The 16,724-nt window shown below is 46.2% G+C and carries 14 protein-coding genes; 6 read left to right on the top strand and 8 right to left on the bottom strand.

Annotated features, from left to right (window positions below):
• The first annotated feature begins 31 nt into the window (after positions 1-31).
• Positions 32-1,831 carry an ABCB family ABC transporter ATP-binding protein/permease gene (locus tag EP13_RS06915; RefSeq protein WP_044056662.1) on the top strand — a complete coding sequence of 600 codons (1,800 nt, stop codon included), beginning with the start codon at positions 32-34 and terminating at the stop codon, positions 1,829-1,831.
• A 50-nt stretch (positions 1,832-1,881) separates the two neighbouring features.
• On the top strand, positions 1,882-2,097 hold the full coding sequence (locus EP13_RS06910) for a DUF3820 family protein (RefSeq protein ID WP_044056661.1): 216 nt from the start codon (positions 1,882-1,884) through the stop codon (positions 2,095-2,097).
• 73 nt (positions 2,098-2,170) lie between these two features.
• Here EP13_RS06910 and EP13_RS06905 read toward each other — a convergent pair whose 3' ends face one another.
• Together EP13_RS06905 and EP13_RS06900 are read right to left on the bottom strand one after the other, a co-directional pair.
• Positions 2,171-2,851, bottom strand: coding sequence for a LytR/AlgR family response regulator transcription factor (locus tag EP13_RS06905; protein WP_044056660.1), 681 nt, complete (start codon positions 2,849-2,851; stop codon positions 2,171-2,173).
• The gene (locus EP13_RS06900) at positions 2,845-4,461 is read right to left on the bottom strand and encodes a sensor histidine kinase (RefSeq protein WP_052364316.1); all 1,617 of its coding nucleotides are present in this window, start codon (positions 4,459-4,461) and stop codon (positions 2,845-2,847) included. Before EP13_RS06900 ends, EP13_RS06905 begins: the two co-directional genes overlap by 7 nt.
• Before the next feature lie 218 nt (positions 4,462-4,679).
• Between EP13_RS06900 and EP13_RS06895 the strand changes: the two genes are divergently transcribed.
• Positions 4,680-5,528, top strand: a complete 849-nt coding sequence (locus tag EP13_RS06895; RefSeq protein WP_044058810.1) for an ABC transporter ATP-binding protein — start codon at positions 4,680-4,682, stop codon at positions 5,526-5,528.
• Positions 5,528-8,737: a M1 family aminopeptidase gene (locus tag EP13_RS06890; RefSeq protein WP_044056659.1), complete on the top strand. Its 3,210-nt coding sequence runs from the start codon at positions 5,528-5,530 to the stop codon at positions 8,735-8,737. The genes EP13_RS06895 and EP13_RS06890 overlap by 1 nt, the downstream gene beginning before the upstream one ends.
• Positions 8,738-8,786: 49 nt before the next feature.
• Here the strand turns inward: EP13_RS06890 and EP13_RS06885 are convergent, their stop codons facing one another.
• Complete coding sequence (locus tag EP13_RS06885) at positions 8,787-10,130, bottom strand: class II 3-deoxy-7-phosphoheptulonate synthase (RefSeq protein WP_044056658.1); 1,344 nt, start codon at positions 10,128-10,130, stop codon at positions 8,787-8,789.
• A gap of 110 nt (positions 10,131-10,240) precedes the next feature.
• Entirely contained in the window at positions 10,241-10,711 is a 471-nt protein-coding gene (locus tag EP13_RS06880) for a low molecular weight protein-tyrosine-phosphatase (RefSeq protein WP_044056657.1), read from the bottom strand.
• Positions 10,712-10,805: 94 nt separating this feature from the next.
• Between EP13_RS06880 and pepE the strand changes: the two genes are divergently transcribed.
• Positions 10,806-11,528: a dipeptidase PepE gene (gene pepE, locus EP13_RS06875; RefSeq protein WP_044056656.1), complete on the top strand. Its 723-nt coding sequence runs from the start codon at positions 10,806-10,808 to the stop codon at positions 11,526-11,528.
• On the opposite strand, the gene bioD is transcribed toward pepE, so the two are convergent.
• Genes bioD through bioB form a run of 4 tightly spaced genes read right to left on the bottom strand, consistent with a single transcriptional unit; the run spans position 11,499 to position 15,347 of the window.
• A complete protein-coding gene (gene bioD, locus EP13_RS06870; RefSeq protein WP_044056655.1) occupies positions 11,499-12,170 on the bottom strand; it encodes a dethiobiotin synthase in 672 nt (223 codons plus the stop codon). The genes pepE and bioD overlap by 30 nt on opposite strands.
• Positions 12,167-13,012 carry a methyltransferase domain-containing protein gene (locus EP13_RS06865; protein WP_052364315.1) on the bottom strand — a complete coding sequence of 282 codons (846 nt, stop codon included), beginning with the start codon at positions 13,010-13,012 and terminating at the stop codon, positions 12,167-12,169. Before EP13_RS06865 ends, bioD begins: the two co-directional genes overlap by 4 nt.
• Positions 13,009-14,238, bottom strand: coding sequence for an aminotransferase class I/II-fold pyridoxal phosphate-dependent enzyme (locus EP13_RS06860; protein ID WP_044056654.1), 1,230 nt, complete (start codon positions 14,236-14,238; stop codon positions 13,009-13,011). The genes EP13_RS06865 and EP13_RS06860 overlap by 4 nt, the downstream gene beginning before the upstream one ends.
• A complete protein-coding gene (gene bioB, locus EP13_RS06855) occupies positions 14,238-15,347 on the bottom strand; it encodes a biotin synthase BioB (RefSeq protein WP_044056653.1) in 1,110 nt (369 codons plus the stop codon). Before bioB ends, EP13_RS06860 begins: the two co-directional genes overlap by 1 nt.
• Before the next feature lie 98 nt (positions 15,348-15,445).
• On the opposite strand from bioB, the gene bioA reads away from it, so the two are divergent.
• Positions 15,446-16,714: an adenosylmethionine--8-amino-7-oxononanoate transaminase gene (bioA, locus tag EP13_RS06850; protein ID WP_044058808.1), complete on the top strand. Its 1,269-nt coding sequence runs from the start codon at positions 15,446-15,448 to the stop codon at positions 16,712-16,714.
• Positions 16,715-16,724: the final 10 nt, after the last annotated feature.

Here is a 16,724-nt window from a genome sequence, read left to right as displayed (position 1 = left end):
CTTGCCGTTTAACAAAGAGTCATTTCAATTCATGCCAAGACGCCATAACACAGTGTACGATAATGCCCCGGTAAAGTGGCATGTGCTGAAACAACTGCGCCCTTATTTATTGGAGTTTAAACGGCGAGTTGTACTTGCCCTGCTTTGCCTGGTGGCCGCAAAACTCGCCAGCATTGGGTTACCTTATGTGTTGAAGTACACGGTAGACAGCTTAAATGGCGATTTAACCACCCTTGCCCTGGCAGTACCCATCAGCCTTATTGTGGCGTACGGCACCTTGAGGTTACTCAATGTGCTGTTAGGGGAAGTGAGAGATACCTTGTTTGGTAGAGTCACCGAGCGAGCTATGCGTCGCATTGGCCTAAACGTATTTAAACATCTACATAACCTCGATTTGGGTTTTCATCTCGACAGGCGTACCGGCGGTTTATCAAGAGACATTGAGCGAGGCACATCAGGCATTAGTTTCTTAATGCGGTTTATGGTGTTTAACATTGTGCCTACCCTGCTCGAAATTGGGCTTGTGGTAGGCTTGCTTCTGTTTCAATTTGGTTGGTCATTTGCGTTTATCATCATTTCCAGTGTAATTTGCTATGTGGCGTTCTCAATGAAAGCCACCGACTGGCGCACTCGATTTGTTCAGCAAATGAACGAAGCCGATTCCACCACTAATTCCCGTGCAGTCGACAGCCTACTTAATTTCGAAACAGTTAAATATTTCAACAATGAAGCCTTTGAGGCGAACCGATACGACAACGATTTAGCCCAATGGGAAGTGGCAAGGCGCAAAAATCGATTATCTCTCTTCGCTCTTAATGCAGGCCAAGCCAGTATTATTGCCACTGCCATGACAGCAATGATGGCCAATGCCGCATTCGGCGTAATGAACGGCGATATGACGATTGGTGATTTTGTGCTCATTAACGCCTTCACCATGCAAATTTTTATGCCGCTTAATTTTTTAGGCTTTGTATACCGAGAAATAAGGGGTTCACTGGCTAACATTGATAATTTATTTTCACTACTCGCTCAGCGCCCGGCCATTTCTGATAAACCTGATTCACTGGCGCTCACATTAAAAGGCGGTGTTGAAAATGCGACTGTCCAATTTGAGAATGTACATTTTAGTTATCATGACGCGCGGCCTATTTTAAATGGCATTACCTTTCAGGTTGAAGCGGGCAAGAAGGTGGCCATTGTCGGCGAAAGTGGCGCAGGCAAGTCCACCATCATGAAGCTACTTTTTCGCTTTTATGAACCCACGAGGGGCACCGTATGCGTGAATGGTCAGGATATAAGCCAAGTCACCCAAAACAGTTTGCGAAGTCATATTGCTATTGTGCCCCAAGACACCGTTCTCTTTAACACCACATTGAAAGACAACATCGCCTATGGAAACCCTAACGCCACTGACGAAGAAATTATGCATGCAGCATCACTTGCCCATTTAAACCACTTCATTGCTCAACTTCCTGATGGCATAAACACAAAAGTGGGTGAACGTGGCCTTAAGTTATCCGGGGGAGAAAAACAGCGCGTAGCAATTGCAAGAGCACTGCTAAAAGGCGCGCCCATTATGATATTTGATGAAGCCACATCGTCATTAGATAGCGAATCTGAGCAGGCCATTTTAGCTGCGCTACGGGATGCCGCAAAAGGCCATACCAGTTTAGTGATTGCCCACCGGCTCTCTACAATTATTGATGCTGACAATATACTGGTGATGAACAAAGGTATGATTACCGAACAAGGCACACATAGCCAACTACTGCAAAAGCAAGGTGTATATGCCAAACTATGGCACACGCAGCAGTCAACTCGAAAGCGCTAATATTTAGGCGCCTTTCTCGGCCAATAAATCGTTATAAAAAAGCACAGGTTATGGATCCCGAACTGATAAAAGCCACCGTCAATCAGATTATGCCCTTTGGTAAATATGCAGGGCGTCGCCTTTTCCATTTACCCGAACCTTACCTTGTATGGTTTCACAAACAAGGCTTTCCTAAAGGCAAGCTAGGCGAACAATTGGCATTGATGTATGAAATAAAACTCAACGGTTTGGAATCGGTTGTTGAGCCCCTACTCGATGATGACTAAGCCAGCGAAATCATGGAAGTGAGCTGACGTAGTCTAGCCTGAAACATAACAACGGCATCAGGAATCCATGCCGTCACAATGTGCTAAAGTGCCTTTTTAACGCTAGCTTGAAAGATTTCCCCACCTTTAAATTTACGCCCCCACTGAGGGTGACAGTGTCGGTATTCAGACACATCAGTGTCTTTTTATTAACCACATAGGATTTGTGTATTTGTAAAAAATCGACCTTAGGCAAACCTTCAAGAAGTTGTTTCAACGTACTATTTGCCAGCAACATGGTTTGTGTTGTCCACACTTTTACGTAGTTTCCATACGCTTCAAGATACACAATACTGTCGATGTCTAACCTGTGTATCTCACGTCCTACTTTTACTTGTATTTTTGAGGCATGGTTGTGCACTTGACATCGTTCTCGAACTTTATCTAATGCTTTTGACAGCCGTTGGCTGTTCACAGGTTTCAGCAAATAATCTGCAACGTCGAGTTCAAATCCGTCAATGGCAAATTCTGAATACGCGCTCACAATAATCACTTGCGGCGGATGAGCGATGACTTTAAGCATATCAATGCCGCTTAGCGCCGGCATATTAATATCAAGAAAAAGAAGATCCACATGGTGTTTTGCCAAGTGCTGCAGTGTTTCTGTAGCACTAAAACACCGCCCCACTATAGCGATATCCGGATGTTGCTTTAAGTGATGCAACAATACGGTGTGTGCTAAGGGTTCATCGTCAACAATCAGTGCTTTTAGCATGGCTGTAAATCCAACGTTAAACTCGCTACCCAGGTACCCTCTATGACGTCATTATCGAGGGTATTATGTTCACCTGGCAACAGTGAAAGCCTTCGGGCAACATTCGTTAACCCCAAACCTGTCTGACTCGCTTGTTGAGAACCAGACCAAATGGCGTGTTCAGGTTGAGACAGTGCGCCTTCAGCAAGGTATGGGCTTTGGCATGAGAAGTGAAGCACACCGCACTCATCAATACGTATCGACACATTTAATACACTCGGCTTTTCCGCTTTTTCTATGCCATGTTTGAACGCATTTTCCAGCAATACTATCAATAAAAGAGGGGGTATTTGATACCCTTTATTGCAGGTAGGCCAGCTTACATTAATTTCGCAATCGCTTTGATATCTTAGGCCTTGCAGGGCTAAATAATCATTTACATACGCCAGTTCATCCTCTAACGCGACCCACTCTTGCTGGCCTTTATACACCGTATAACGCAATAAATTAGATAGATGCTCTATGCTTGTTGGTGCCCTATCCGACTTTTCTAATGTTAGTGCATACAGGTTATTTAGCGTGTTAAAGAGAAAATGCGGGTTAATCTGTTGCTGTAACAATTGCAATTCAGTACGAACTTTATCCTTTTCTACACGGGCGAGTGTTGCATCAAACGACTTACGCTCGAACGCCAAAATAACGGGCATAGTGACCGCTAAAAAAGCAAACATAAAACGGAAATTATCCAAATCAAACGCATTGCTGTTTTCAGAGGGAAGTAATGTCAACGACGACTGCGTATTTAATGGCAACAGCAGTGCACTTGCACTCAACACGGGTGTAGCTAGCAGAATAAATACAAGAGCAGTGGCTGCATAAGGGATTAAGCCTTGTGAAGATAATACCCTACGGATTAACCAGTATCGGTTAACCCAGTATATAAAAAAAAGTATTGCGGCCAGCCACAAAAACTGAAAAAAGTACGCCACAAAGCGATCAAATTCACCCACCACTTGATTGAGATCTACTTTCATTGCCAGCGGCTGGTTGTTCATAGGATCGGGGGTATACAAAAATATGCCGGTGCAACCAATTACCCAAATAAAAAGCGTGGCCGCAACCATTGCATCGAGTGAAAACACACGTTGAACCCACAATGCCGATTTTACATTGCCGCTCGACGGTGTTTTATGAAAATGATGTAGCCCTCCAAGTAAGGCGCCCACTATAAAAAACCAAACGATTTGACTGTCCAATTTGGTATGACTGTCCAATTTGGTGAGGCTGTCGGCTGAGGGGGCTATAACAGCGGCAGTTGGTTGTGGTGGCTGCGCGGAAAAAGGCAAAAGTAATTCGCTGGGAAGATTCGCTGAAAAGAGAAACAATGAATAAAGCAGGCATACGCTAAACCATACCAGCGCGCCCCAGGGACGATGCAAACATGACAACAACCCCACTGACGTTAAGTAAGGCACTGATAGAAGTATTGCTTTTAAATGCAATACAATAAAACGTGAGCCATGCTGCGCCTGCTCGTTAACAAAGGATAAATTAGCCGCCAGCAATATAGCGGCAACTAATGGCAGCAAACTGGCCAGTAAACCTCTATCCATTTTTAGGGCAATAGTCATGTCACTCTCTTTCATTTTTCGCTTCTAGACTGTCAACAAAAACAGATATTTGCACACAGAAAGTGATGAAAATACGCTTTTTACTGATGAAAGTAAAAAAGCCCCCTTATTTGGCCTCTCGTCACGCCATCATACCCTTTAGTCACGCTGTAGTTTCACAACGCTATTTTGTATTTATAGTGCAAACATATCATTCACCTTTACTGATGAAGGCTCACATGCTTACTGTAAAAAATCTCAATAAAACCTATACAGACGGCACACATGCACTAAAGAACATTACCCTCACATTCCCTACAGGTATGGTAGGGCTGCTTGGTCCAAATGGTGCAGGAAAATCCACACTTATGCGAACCCTAGCCTGCTTACAGCCACCCGACTCAGGCACGGTGTTATTCGATGGCATCGATATTGTTGCCCACCCCAATGCCCTAAGATCCCAATTAGGTTACTTACCTCAATCCTTCGGTGTATACCCACACCTTAGTTGCCGACAACTTTTAAAACACATAGCCTCGCTAAAAAAGGTGGATAAAAATAAAGTAGATGCGCAAATATCTTCACTACTATCATTAACAAATTTAACCGCAGTCGCGAATAAAGCGGTAACTCAATTCTCAGGCGGCATGCGTCAACGCTTCGGTATTGCACAGGCACTGTTAGGTAACCCGAAATTAATTATTCTGGACGAGCCAACGGCAGGTCTCGACCCGCTTGAACGTCAGCGTTTACATAGTTTACTGGTAAAAATCAGCAAGCAAACACTTGTGTTACTGTCTACTCACATTGTGGAAGATATCGAAAACCTGTGTGGTCACGCTGCTATTATCATGCATGGTGAAATAGTCGATAGCGGCGAAATCCCCAATTTGATTGCGCCTCTACAAGGAAAAATTTGGGAATCCTCTTTGCAACCACCTTGTGGAATGCTGGTGTCTGAGAGCTATCATTTCGGGAAAGACGTATGGCGTGTTTATCATCACGAGGCCCCTTGCAGCGAGGCAATAAGCCGAGACGCCACCCTAGAGGACAGATACTTCTACGAATTAAATAAGGAGCAATACTAATGCTTCTATTTTTTTCAGGATGGATAAACGAATGGCGTCTTTATCTCCGTCACCCCAGCGTTTGGTTAAGCTTTATTATTTATGCTGGCTTTGGCATTTTGTTAGCACAAGGGTTATCGGTTGACGGCGACGTGTTAACTAAGCGGTTAGTCCTGCTAAACAATGCAGCAATGATGCTTACCTTGCCAATTATTGTGGGGCTGTTAACGCCGGCATTGTTGCAGCGCGATACCCTTTCTCACATGCACCCACTGATAGCCGTCACACCAACCTCTGCAAAACAACAGTTTATATTACGTGGAGGGGCTTTTTTCTCCCTACTTTGCCTGCTAACACTTCTTTGTATTGTCGGGCAAATTTTAATGATTTCTCCCTCCGCCTCACAAAGCTCTAGCTTATTGCAAAGTGCCCTTAAAAGTACCCTTTTTTTATATTGCCCCATTTTAGTGTTATTCACTGCATTGGCGCTCGCCTGTGCCCGCTATTTCAATAACGCCTTACCGAGCTATGTTGTCATGTGTGCCATGTGGGCGGGTTATGTCATGCTAGCATCGATTAATGGGTCGCCACTTTTAGCGGGAAGTCGTGTACTTTCTCCTCAATGGTATGCGCTCATGTCGTGGCTAGACCCCTACGGATTCACGGCCGTGTACCAGCAATTAGAACAAAATACTGACTGGTCGCTGACGTTTAAAATCCTTTTAAATAGAGGGTTGTGGCTGGCAGTTGCTGCTGGTATTTTTTACATCGTCAGAAGTGCCTTTGATGCTCAATCACGTAATCCAACACGTGTTTTACTCAAGCCCAAAACCGTTAAACGCCTAAATTGGACAGTCACTTTTTTATCTGGGTTCGTCAGAAAAAATTCAGTGTTACGTCACTTATTCTCTCGCCGCGACATCGGTTTAGCGCTTTTCCCGCAAACTTTGCGCTCATTAACCTTGTCCACGACGCTTACCCTGGTGTATGTCATTTATGCCTGTATGGTATTTTCTGAAGTGCTGTCAGGTATAGGTTATGCCGAGCCTTTTTCTCAGCTAAAAACCATCACCAGTATGGATGCTCTGGCGAGGGTGGTATGGAATCTTATGCCGTTTGTCGGTTTCATTCTCATGAGTATTTGGGCATGGATACTATGCTGGAAAGATAAGCGATATCACATGGTAGAGCTGGTCGCAGCAACGCCAGCCGGAAGTCGTCATTTAATCACCGCACAGTGTTTTTCGCTTACCTTAATGTGGGGAGTTTTTTTAGGCGTAACCGCCATAGCGACTATGACGGCGCAATTATGGTGCAACAGCCCCCTGTCTTACGAGACATACGCTGAAACCCTATTGTTAACCGGTTTACCCCTATTGTTATTCGGCTTGCTCTGTCTTGTTGTGCATCATCTTTCACCAAACCCTCTCATTGGCGGGCTTATTTGTGGGTTAATGATTGTCATAAAGTTTTCACCCATTATGAGCATGGTGGGAATACCACACCCGTTATGGGATATTGCAGGCACGCCTCTTCAAGTAGCCAAACTTCCCGTTGGCTTTCAAATGAGTCAGTCTGCCTTTTTACCTTTTTTCAGCTACTGGGCTTTACTTACCACCTTACTGCTGTTTCTTGCCATACGAAAAAGCCATAGGGGCACCGGTTATACGCATTTGTTTAGCCGCGGTCACTTCCCATTAAAGGTGGCTGTTTGCGCGATGCTTTTTAGCGGCACTTTTATATTGCATAGCGCTCTAAAAGACGAGCGCGCATTAATGATGCCCAGTGAGCGCCACCACGTAAAAGCGGCCTATGAAAAACGTTACCTTCACTGGAAAGACAAGGCGCAACCCGTGGTCACCCATATTCAGGCGAATGTGCGATTTTACCCCCTACGCGGCATCGCTGATATTGCACTTTCTCTTACCTTAACCAACCATAGTAACAGCCGTATCGATAAAATATTGGTGGGTGCTCATCCGGATTTCACACCAGAGAACATCGATGTTGAAGGGGCAACCCTAAACCATTACGACGTTTATACACAGCAACGTGAATTTGACCTTGTTAACCCATTGCTCCCCGGACAATCAAAACAGCTGAATGTTGCTTTACAGGTGGCGAATAAAAACTTGTGGACGTCACCCACTCACCACGTTATCCGCAAGCCTTTTAGCTATTTACGTGGTGTACCCCTTATTCCCAGCATTGGCTTTAATCGCTATTTCACATTGACGGATAGTTCACTTCGTGAAGAGGCAGGGCTACCGGCTTTGCAATATCCCATTGCGAGTGCCTTGACGGCCTCTAACGCAGAGATCAGCGCAGAAGCGCAAAGCGTAATGGTAACGTCTCAACTCACTGCTCCAGTCGGCTATTTCACTCTTGCTCCTGGCGAAAAGCGTAAGCAATGGACTGAGCAAGACGGCGACGAGCACACCATGACTACGCTTTATGCGACTCGCGAACCAATAAGAGCCATTCCAGCGTGGATAGCCACCGAATTTACCCACGCTCACGAGCCGGCTGTCCTTGCAGACAAGAGCGTCGAGGTAAACCTGATTGGCGCGGATAATGAGGAGGCAAAAGATGTTCATCTGCGCGCCGCCACCCAAACTTTGGCTTGGTTTGAACAGCACATAGCGCCCTACCCTTATGCCCAGCTTACTTTCGTATTTGCACCTGACTTAGGTCCAAGTGGTTATGCGCTGCCTCAGGTACTTATCTTCGATCATTTGCTCGCGATGCGAACTACCCCCATGGAAGATGGTTTTGATCAGCGCTACAGAAGAGCAGTTCATGAAGTGGCTCACCAATGGTTTGGTCATCAGATTGGCTTTGGGTTACCCGCAGATTATGCGTTCTTAGTCGAGTCATTAGCCAAATACATTGAATTAGTCATGCTTGAGCCGCGGGGCACAATGAATAAGCTAGTTGAGTATGAAGCGCGCCGTTATGCCCATTACCAACAAGGCAATACCGCGCCACCTGTGGCTTTCATCAATGGGACTGAGACAGCAGATGTTTATTCTCGAGCTACGCTGGTATTTGCAGAGCTTAGACAACTCGTTGGCGACAAACCCATTACGGATACCATTCGCGCGTTATTTGAACGGCAAAAAAGCACAGGAAAACCTGTGGCTGCCATCGACTTTGTTCGTCTGCTTTTAGCACGCACCGATAGGGTTCATCACAAGCGTATTCAGCAGCTGTTTCTGGAAGAAAGCTAAAAAAAAGCTGCGTTTTACGCAGCTTTATACGTTAGACCACTAAACCGGCTTATGCATGGCGTAAATGGTCTGCAACGAGGAACGCCATTTCCAATACCTGATCCGCATTTAAACGCGGATCGCACTGGGTTTTATACGCTTGGGCTAAATCTTCGTCGCCAATTTCGTAAGCACCACCCGTACATTCTGTAACGTGCTGGCCTGTCATTTCTAAATGAATTCCGCCCGCATGTGTACCTTCATCGCTATGGGCTTGGAAGAATTGCTTTATTTCTTTCAAGATAGCATCGAAGTTACGGGTTTTATAACCGCTAGAGGCACTAAACGTATTGCCGTGCATAGGGTCAGAACTCCATACCACATGACGGCCTTCTGATTTCACCTTACGTAATAGACGAGGTAAGTTGTCAGCAAGGTTGTCTGCGCCCATACGGGTAATAAGGGTTAACCGGCCAGGGTCATTATTCGGGTTCAACGCGTCAATCAGGCGAATAAGTTCATCTTCTTGCATACTTGGCCCCACTTTGACGCCAATAGGGTTATGTATGCCACGGAAGAACTCTACGTGAGCGTGATCTAACTGACGTGTACGCTCACCAATCCATACCATGTGAGCAGAACAATCGTAAGGCTTACCTGTTAGGGTATCTACACGTGTCAACGCCTGCTCATAGTTGAGCAATAAGGCTTCATGAGACGTAAACAATGACGTTTCATGAAGTGTGCTACTGGTTTGCGAATTTATCCCAATGACATCCATAAACTCTAACGAGTCTTGAATACGCATAGCCATGTCGTGGTAGCGTTCTTTTAGTGGGTTATTCTCCACGAACGCCATATTCCACCGATTAACTTCATGTAAGTCAGCCAAACCGCCTTGAGCAAAAGCACGTAATAAATTCAGGGTAGAAGCGCTTCGATGGTAAGCTTCTAAAAGCCTATCTGGATCAGGTCTTCTTGCCGCTTCAGTAAACTCAAAGTTATTAATAATATCACCGCGATAGCTCGGTAATGTTACCCCATTCACTGTTTCAAAATCTGACGAACGAGGCTTCGCATATTGGCCAGCCATACGTGCAACTTTTGTCACAGGGCAACGTCCTGCGAACGTTAGAACAATGGCCATTTGCAGGATAACTTTAAAGGTATCGCGAATTTTAGGCGCATTGAACTCATCGAACGACTCAGCGCAATCGCCACCTTGTAACAAGAACCCTTTACCTAAGCTTACTTCACCTAGTTGGCGTCTTAGTTCTCGCGCTTCAGCAGCAAAAACCAATGGCGGGTAGGTACTAAGCGTGTGTTCTACTTCTTTCAACCGCGCTTTATCATCGTATTCAGGTTGCTGAAGAATGGGCTTTTGTCTCCAGCTATCTACTTGCCAATTGCTCAATGAGTTTCTCCTGATATTAGGGCAAAGGTGTTTATTCACTTTAGAGGGTCATTTTACCATAAAATGGTGGCTGCAATAAAAACCTCAACTTGAAATTATAGAAAGTTATCTTAACTTTGCGCCTTTATATGAGAAATTAAGCCATCTGAGGCGTGTTCAATCAAATCCAACACCAATTCGAAGCCCCCTTTCCCCCCATAATAGGGATCGGGCACTTCTTCTTCAGTGCTATCGCAGAAACTAAGAAATAGATGAATTTTATGGTGATGCTCACTTGGCGACATCCCATGCAGGTTTTTCAAATTGCTATTATCCATAGCCAAAATGTAATCAAACTTTTCAAAGTCGTCGTCATCGACTCGGCGGCACTTCAAGCCGCTAAAGCTGTACCCTCGGTCTGTGCCTGCCGATTGTGAACGCTTATCAGGCGGGCTACCAATGTGGTAGCCATGTGTGCCAGCAGAATCTATGATCAAATCAAGGCCTGCATCGTGGGCTTTTTTCTTAAATACCGCTTCTGCAGTAGGCGAACGACAAATGTTCCCCAAACAGACAAACAAGACTGCTATTTTATCGCTCATTAATGACATCCTTTTAATGGTGTGGCCGCCCCATGACTAAACTTTATATAAAAGTTCGCGTATGATATGCCGTCCTGAAAAATGTGGAGCTTATATGACCGCACATGTACTCATGTTAAGTAGTTCGCGTGAAGGCGACGAAGCCTACCTCACGCACGCCAAGGCGCGTATTCTTGCACACTTGGGAGACATTCGCGACCTTGTGTTTATTCCTTATGCCGCGGTAACTCAAAGCTACGACAGCTATGTAGACGCTGTGGCTTCTGCATTGCCTGAATGCAATGTGGTGGGTTTACACACCTTTGACGATCCTGTGGCCGCCATTCACAATGCGTCAGAAAATGGACACGCGATTGTTGTGGGCGGTGGGAATACCTTTCATCTCTTACATTCTTTGTACCGCTTTGCCTTGATGGTACCGCTGAAGCACGCGATTTGTAATGGCGTGCCCTACGTGGGCTGGAGCGCTGGCTCAAATATTTGTGGTCAAAGTATTCGTACGACCAATGATATGCCAATTATTGAGCCGCCAAGTTTTGACGCATTAGAAGTGGTGCCGTTTCAAATTAACCCCCACTACACAGATTATCACCCGCCTGGGCATAACGGTGAAACGCGGGATCAGCGACTGGCGGAATTCACCACATTAAACCCAGAGATACCTGTGGTGGGTATTCGAGAGGGTTCAGCGCTGCTGTTATCAGGCAGCACCCTCACCCTGGTTGGAGAAAAAAGCGGGTTTATCTTTCAGGGCAACAATAAAACGCCTGTTCAACCGGAACAAGATTTAACAGAGTTGTTGAACCGCGCTGATTAATTCTTGGCTATTTGGCGCTACCTGATAAGGCACCTCGAGTAACAAGGGCGCGGGTAGCGCATGCTTTAATGTAGCCAGGTTTTCTTTATACCTTGGCATCTCGCCGGTAATATCGTTGGCAACCCATCCTTTTATATTAAATCCATCATGGGTAATGGCCTCCGCCGTTAAAAGAGCATGATTGAGACACCCTAGTTTCATGCCTACCACTAAAATCACTTCCATATTTAGTTTAGCCACAACGTCCGGTAAATAGGTGCTTTCACTTAGAGGAAGTCGCCAGCCGCCAGCGCCTTCCATCAAAAGTACGTCAGGTTTGTATTGTTGAAGTTGCGACAAACCTTGGCTAATTGTGTGTTCGCTTAAACTCACGCCGGCTTCTGCCGCAGCAATATGAGGGGCAATAGGCGGTACAAGGGAGATGGGGTTAATAATAGATAGAGGTAACTTAAGGCTGCTAGCCTGCTGTATCGCTAAAGCGTCTTCATTTACCCACTCACCGTTTACCTTGTCACAACCCGCTGCAATAGGCTTGTAACCGACACTGCTTTTGCTTATTGCTTGGGTAGCGCGCAGTAGCTGGCAGGTTACGTAGGTTTTTCCTACTTCGGTATCGGTTCCGGTGACAAAATACTGCTTCATAACTTTTCTAACCTAAAATGACTGACATGGTAAGACAGATGAAGGGCATTCTCTTGCTGTTCTTCGTGCGGTAAGTTTCGATACGCAAGATCTAATTTTGTAATATCTCGCTTGGTCAACGATTGTGCTGGGCTAGCTGTGCCGCCCGCCCCCACATGTTTAATCGACCCTAATAACGGCATAATGCCCTTGTGCTTATCCACATAAACTTTTGTTATTAAACGGCTTACCCGAAATCCCGCGTGCAAAAATGCAGTGAGCCACTGGGCCGCTGAGGGCATAGCAATATTGACGGGATGCAGGCGAGCCAGTGCTCTTGCTTTATGGAGTTCGGCAAACGAACCGTCCAGCATGATTGCTAGCTCTGCTTGCCCGCCTTTATTCAACACCCGATAAAACTCTTGTGCAACTTGCTCTGGCGCAGGGCACCACTGAAGCGCCATAGAAGAAAACACCCAGTCGAAGGTACTAGAAAGCACAGGAAGTTGTTCCGCAGAGCCTTGGGCGAAATGCAGATGGGGGTAGGATTGACGGGCAAACGCCAACATACCTTCAGCAATATCTACACCCGTCACCTCTGCCCCCTTTTCAAACAGCGACTGAGTGTGACGCCCAGTGCCACAGCCTACGTCTAAAACCTTGTGCGCAATACTTGCCGGCAAATTGTTAAGCGCGGCGGTTGCGATACACTGCTGGATATTGGCTTTTTTGTCATACTGAGTCGCTGCGCGACTAAACTTATCCGCTATCGTGTAGGTATGAGCGGATGGTGTTTTGGTTGTGGGTTCAGTGCCGATTTTATCGTTAGAAATCGCGACCGGTTGTGGCGGTATTAGGTTCATGACCTGTCCTCGATAGCTAACGAAAGGGCATCTATAAGCACATCAATATCTTGTTTGTTATGCGTCGCACTTAAGGTAATTCGTAATCGGTCTTCGCCTTTCGGAACCGTAGGATACCGAATAGCAGGCACCCAAATTCCCCGAGCTTTAAGGCCTTCACTGAGCGCTAGCGCTTTTTGCGGGCTTCCCACGATTAACGGCTGAATGGCGCTGTTGCTGGCTTTCAGGGTAATAGGGGTAGACTGCGTCATAAGCGCGCTACCTTCATCTAGGCCTGCATTCTGGCCAAAGGCGCGCTCAATGCCTTTTCTAAAGTGGGAAATGTTGTCGTAAAGCGTATCGCGTCTAGATGAATCAGAGGCAATATAGGTTAATGAAGCAAGGGTTGCTACTGCTTGCCCCGACGGCATGGCGGTAGAGTAAATGTAATGTTTTGCAAAATTGACCAAAAAATCGATAAGCGCTTGGCTACCTGCAATAAAGGCGCCCGCGGTGCCTATTGCTTTGCCAAATGTGCCCATCACTATGGGCACGTGGTCTTGAGTAAGCCCTGCAGCTTCAACGGTGCCTAAACCTCGCTCACCCAATACGCCCATGCCATGGGCATCATCAAGCATAAGCCAGGCGTCATGGGCCTTCGCTATCGCCACCAAATCGTGTGTTGGCGCACTGTCTCCATCCATACTGAAGATGCCTTCAGTCACAATGAGCTTATCGCCTGATACAGGCTTTTTCAGCAGCGTTTGTAAATGGGTTTTATCATTATGAGCAAATCGCCTAAGCATGGCCTTACTTTCATTGGCCGCTTCTAAAAATGATGCATGCATTAGACGGTCAGCAAATATTGATACGCCTTCTGTAGACGCATTAGCAAGTGCAAAACATAACGCTTGATTAGCCGCATAGCCCGAATTGAACAGCAACGCTGCCTCACGATTTAGCCCTTCTGCCAGGTAGGCTTCAAGGGCCAAGTGGGCCTGACTATGCCCGGTAACCAGCGCAGAAGCCCCACTGCCAGCACCAAACTGTGCTAGCCCTTCCACCCAGTTTTGCAACACCCCGTCGTGATGTCGCATGCCAAGGTAGTCATTGCTGGCAAAATTCAAATAATGCTTGTTGTTTATGCAAACAATATTGTCTTTCTCGTATTGCTGACAATGACGTTGCCGTAAATACCCTTGCTCTGCCCGCGCTTGAAGCGCAGGCTCAAGCCAATCAAAGGCCATTATGCCTCCGCTACAGCCGGCTGCGGCTTGGCCGCGGTGGCATCGTAAAACAACTCACTCTTGTCCGACTCATTTTGCTGAGCAATTTCTTCTTCTAACACCTGCTGGTGAGCTTCGTCAGAAAAATCTCGGGTTCGTTCAGTGTTAATGCCTAGCTTTTTAAACAGCAAAACGTCTTCATGGGTGTCTGGATTCGAGGTGGTTAATAGCTTACAACCATAGAAAATGGAATTCGCTCCTGCCATAAAGCATAGTGCTTGCATTTGTTCGTTCATGGCCTCTCGCCCGGCAGATAAGCGAACATGAGACTTCGGCATCATGATACGTGCCACAGCAATAGTACGAATAAACTCGAAATAATCTAAATCTTCCACATTATCTAGCGGCGTGCCTTTTACTTTTACCAACATATTAATCGGAACGCTTTGTGGCTGCTCAGGCAAATTAGCCAATTGCACTAGCATGCTTGCCCTATCTCCAAGCGTTTCTCCCATGCCTACAATGCCGCCCGAACATACATTCATGCCCGCGGCGCGCACGTTTTCAAGGGTATTTAGCCTATCTTGATAAGTACGAGTAGTAATGATATCGCCGTAGTATTCTGGCGAGGTATCAAGGTTATGATTGTAATAATCCAGCCCAGCTTGCTTAAGTGCCACGGCTTGATCGCGGGTTAACATGCCAAGTGTCATACAGGTTTCGAGGCCAAGTGCCTTCACCTCTTCTACCATTTTGACAATATAGGGCATGTCTCTGTCTCTAGGGTTACGCCACGCGGCGCCCATACAGAAACGGGTAGACCCAACTTGCTTCGCTTCTTTCGCTCGCTCTATTACTTTTTCAATCTCAAGCAGACGCTCTTTTTCTAGCCCAGTGTCATAACGTGCACTTTGCGGGCAATATTTACAGTCTTCTGGACACGCACCGGTTTTAATCGACAATAAGGTGCTGACTTGAACTTCATTAGGATCAAAGTGTTGGCGATGGACTACCTGCGCCTGAAAAAGCAAGTCGTTAAACGGAAGGGCGTATAGCGCCTCTACTTCGGCTTTTGTCCAATCTTGACGAATAGTGTGTGATTGCGCGGTTGGCGCTGAAGCCAGACTCATTGACTGTCCTTTACTAATTAAGAATGCTGGCTTAGTCTATGCGCCCTAGCAAAGTTGTCAACTCTGACCATTTAATAAAGTTTACTAACGGTTATATTTTGAACAATATAGAATTTGATAAGCAACATATTTGGCACCCTTACACCTCGGCTACCCAGCCACTTCCCTGCTATGAAGTGACAGGAGCAAAAGGGGTTGAGCTCACATTAGCCAGCGGTGAAGTACTTGTGGACGGCATGTCCAGTTGGTGGGCAGCCATACATGGTTACAATCACCCAGCCATTAATGCGGCTGCGCATCAGCAAATTGAGGCTTTTTCTCATGTTATGTTTGGTGGCATTACCCATCAACCCGCTATTGATGTATGTAAAACGCTGCTTGATATGGTGCCCGATGGTCTCGCCCGTGTCTTTTTGGCTGACTCAGGTTCGGTATCAGTAGAAGTCGCCATAAAAATGGCCATACAGTATTGGGCATGTCAGGGTAGAAGTGAAAAGTGTCGCATTGTCTCGCCGCGAAATGGCTATCATGGCGACACCTTTGCTGCCATGTCTGTGTGCGATCCGGTTAATGGTATGCACAGCTTGTTTGAAAACGTACTTAGCAAGCAACTGTTTGCGCCGGCGCCGCAAACACGGTTTGATCACACCTTTAGCGAAGATGATATTCTGCCTTTAGAAGAGCTATTTGAAAATCACCACCATGAAATTGCCGCTTTAATTCTCGAGCCCATTGTTCAAGGGGCAGGTGGTATGAGAATGTACCACCCAGAATACTTAAAGCGTTGTCGGCAATTGTGTAATACCTATGATGTACTATTGATATGCGATGAAATTGCAACAGGATTTGGTCGAACGGGCAAACTGTTTGCCTGCGAACACGCTGGTATTTCACCAGACATTTTGTGTTTGGGTAAAGCCATTACGGGTGGCTACATGACGTTAGCAGCCACCTTATGTACTGAGGATGTTGCACAAGGTGTGTGTCAGGGAGAGCCAGGAGTGTTTATGCACGGCCCTACCTATATGGGTAACCCGCTAGCTTGTGCAGTGGCCAACGCCAGCTTATCCTTAATTAATCAAAACCAATGGCAAACCCAAGTTCCCGCGATTGAGAAACAATTACAGACAGAGCTTGCAAAATGTGCCGACCTACCTTCGGTGGCCGATGTTCGCGTTTTGGGCGCTATCGGAGTAGTTGAGACCTATACACCGGTGAATGTGGCTGAAATACAAAGGCATTTTGTAAAAAGCGGCGTGTGGATCCGCCCTTTCGGTAAGCTGGTATACATTATGCCTCCTTACGTTATCAATGCATCTCAGCTATCTCGGTTAACAGACGCAATATATTCGTACCTTAGCCGATAATAAAACACAG

This window comes from Alteromonas australica, assembly GCF_000730385.1.
In the GTDB taxonomy this organism is placed as follows: Bacteria; Pseudomonadota; Gammaproteobacteria; order Enterobacterales; family Alteromonadaceae; genus Alteromonas; species Alteromonas australica.
This window is presented reverse-complemented; position numbering and strand designations above follow the sequence as displayed.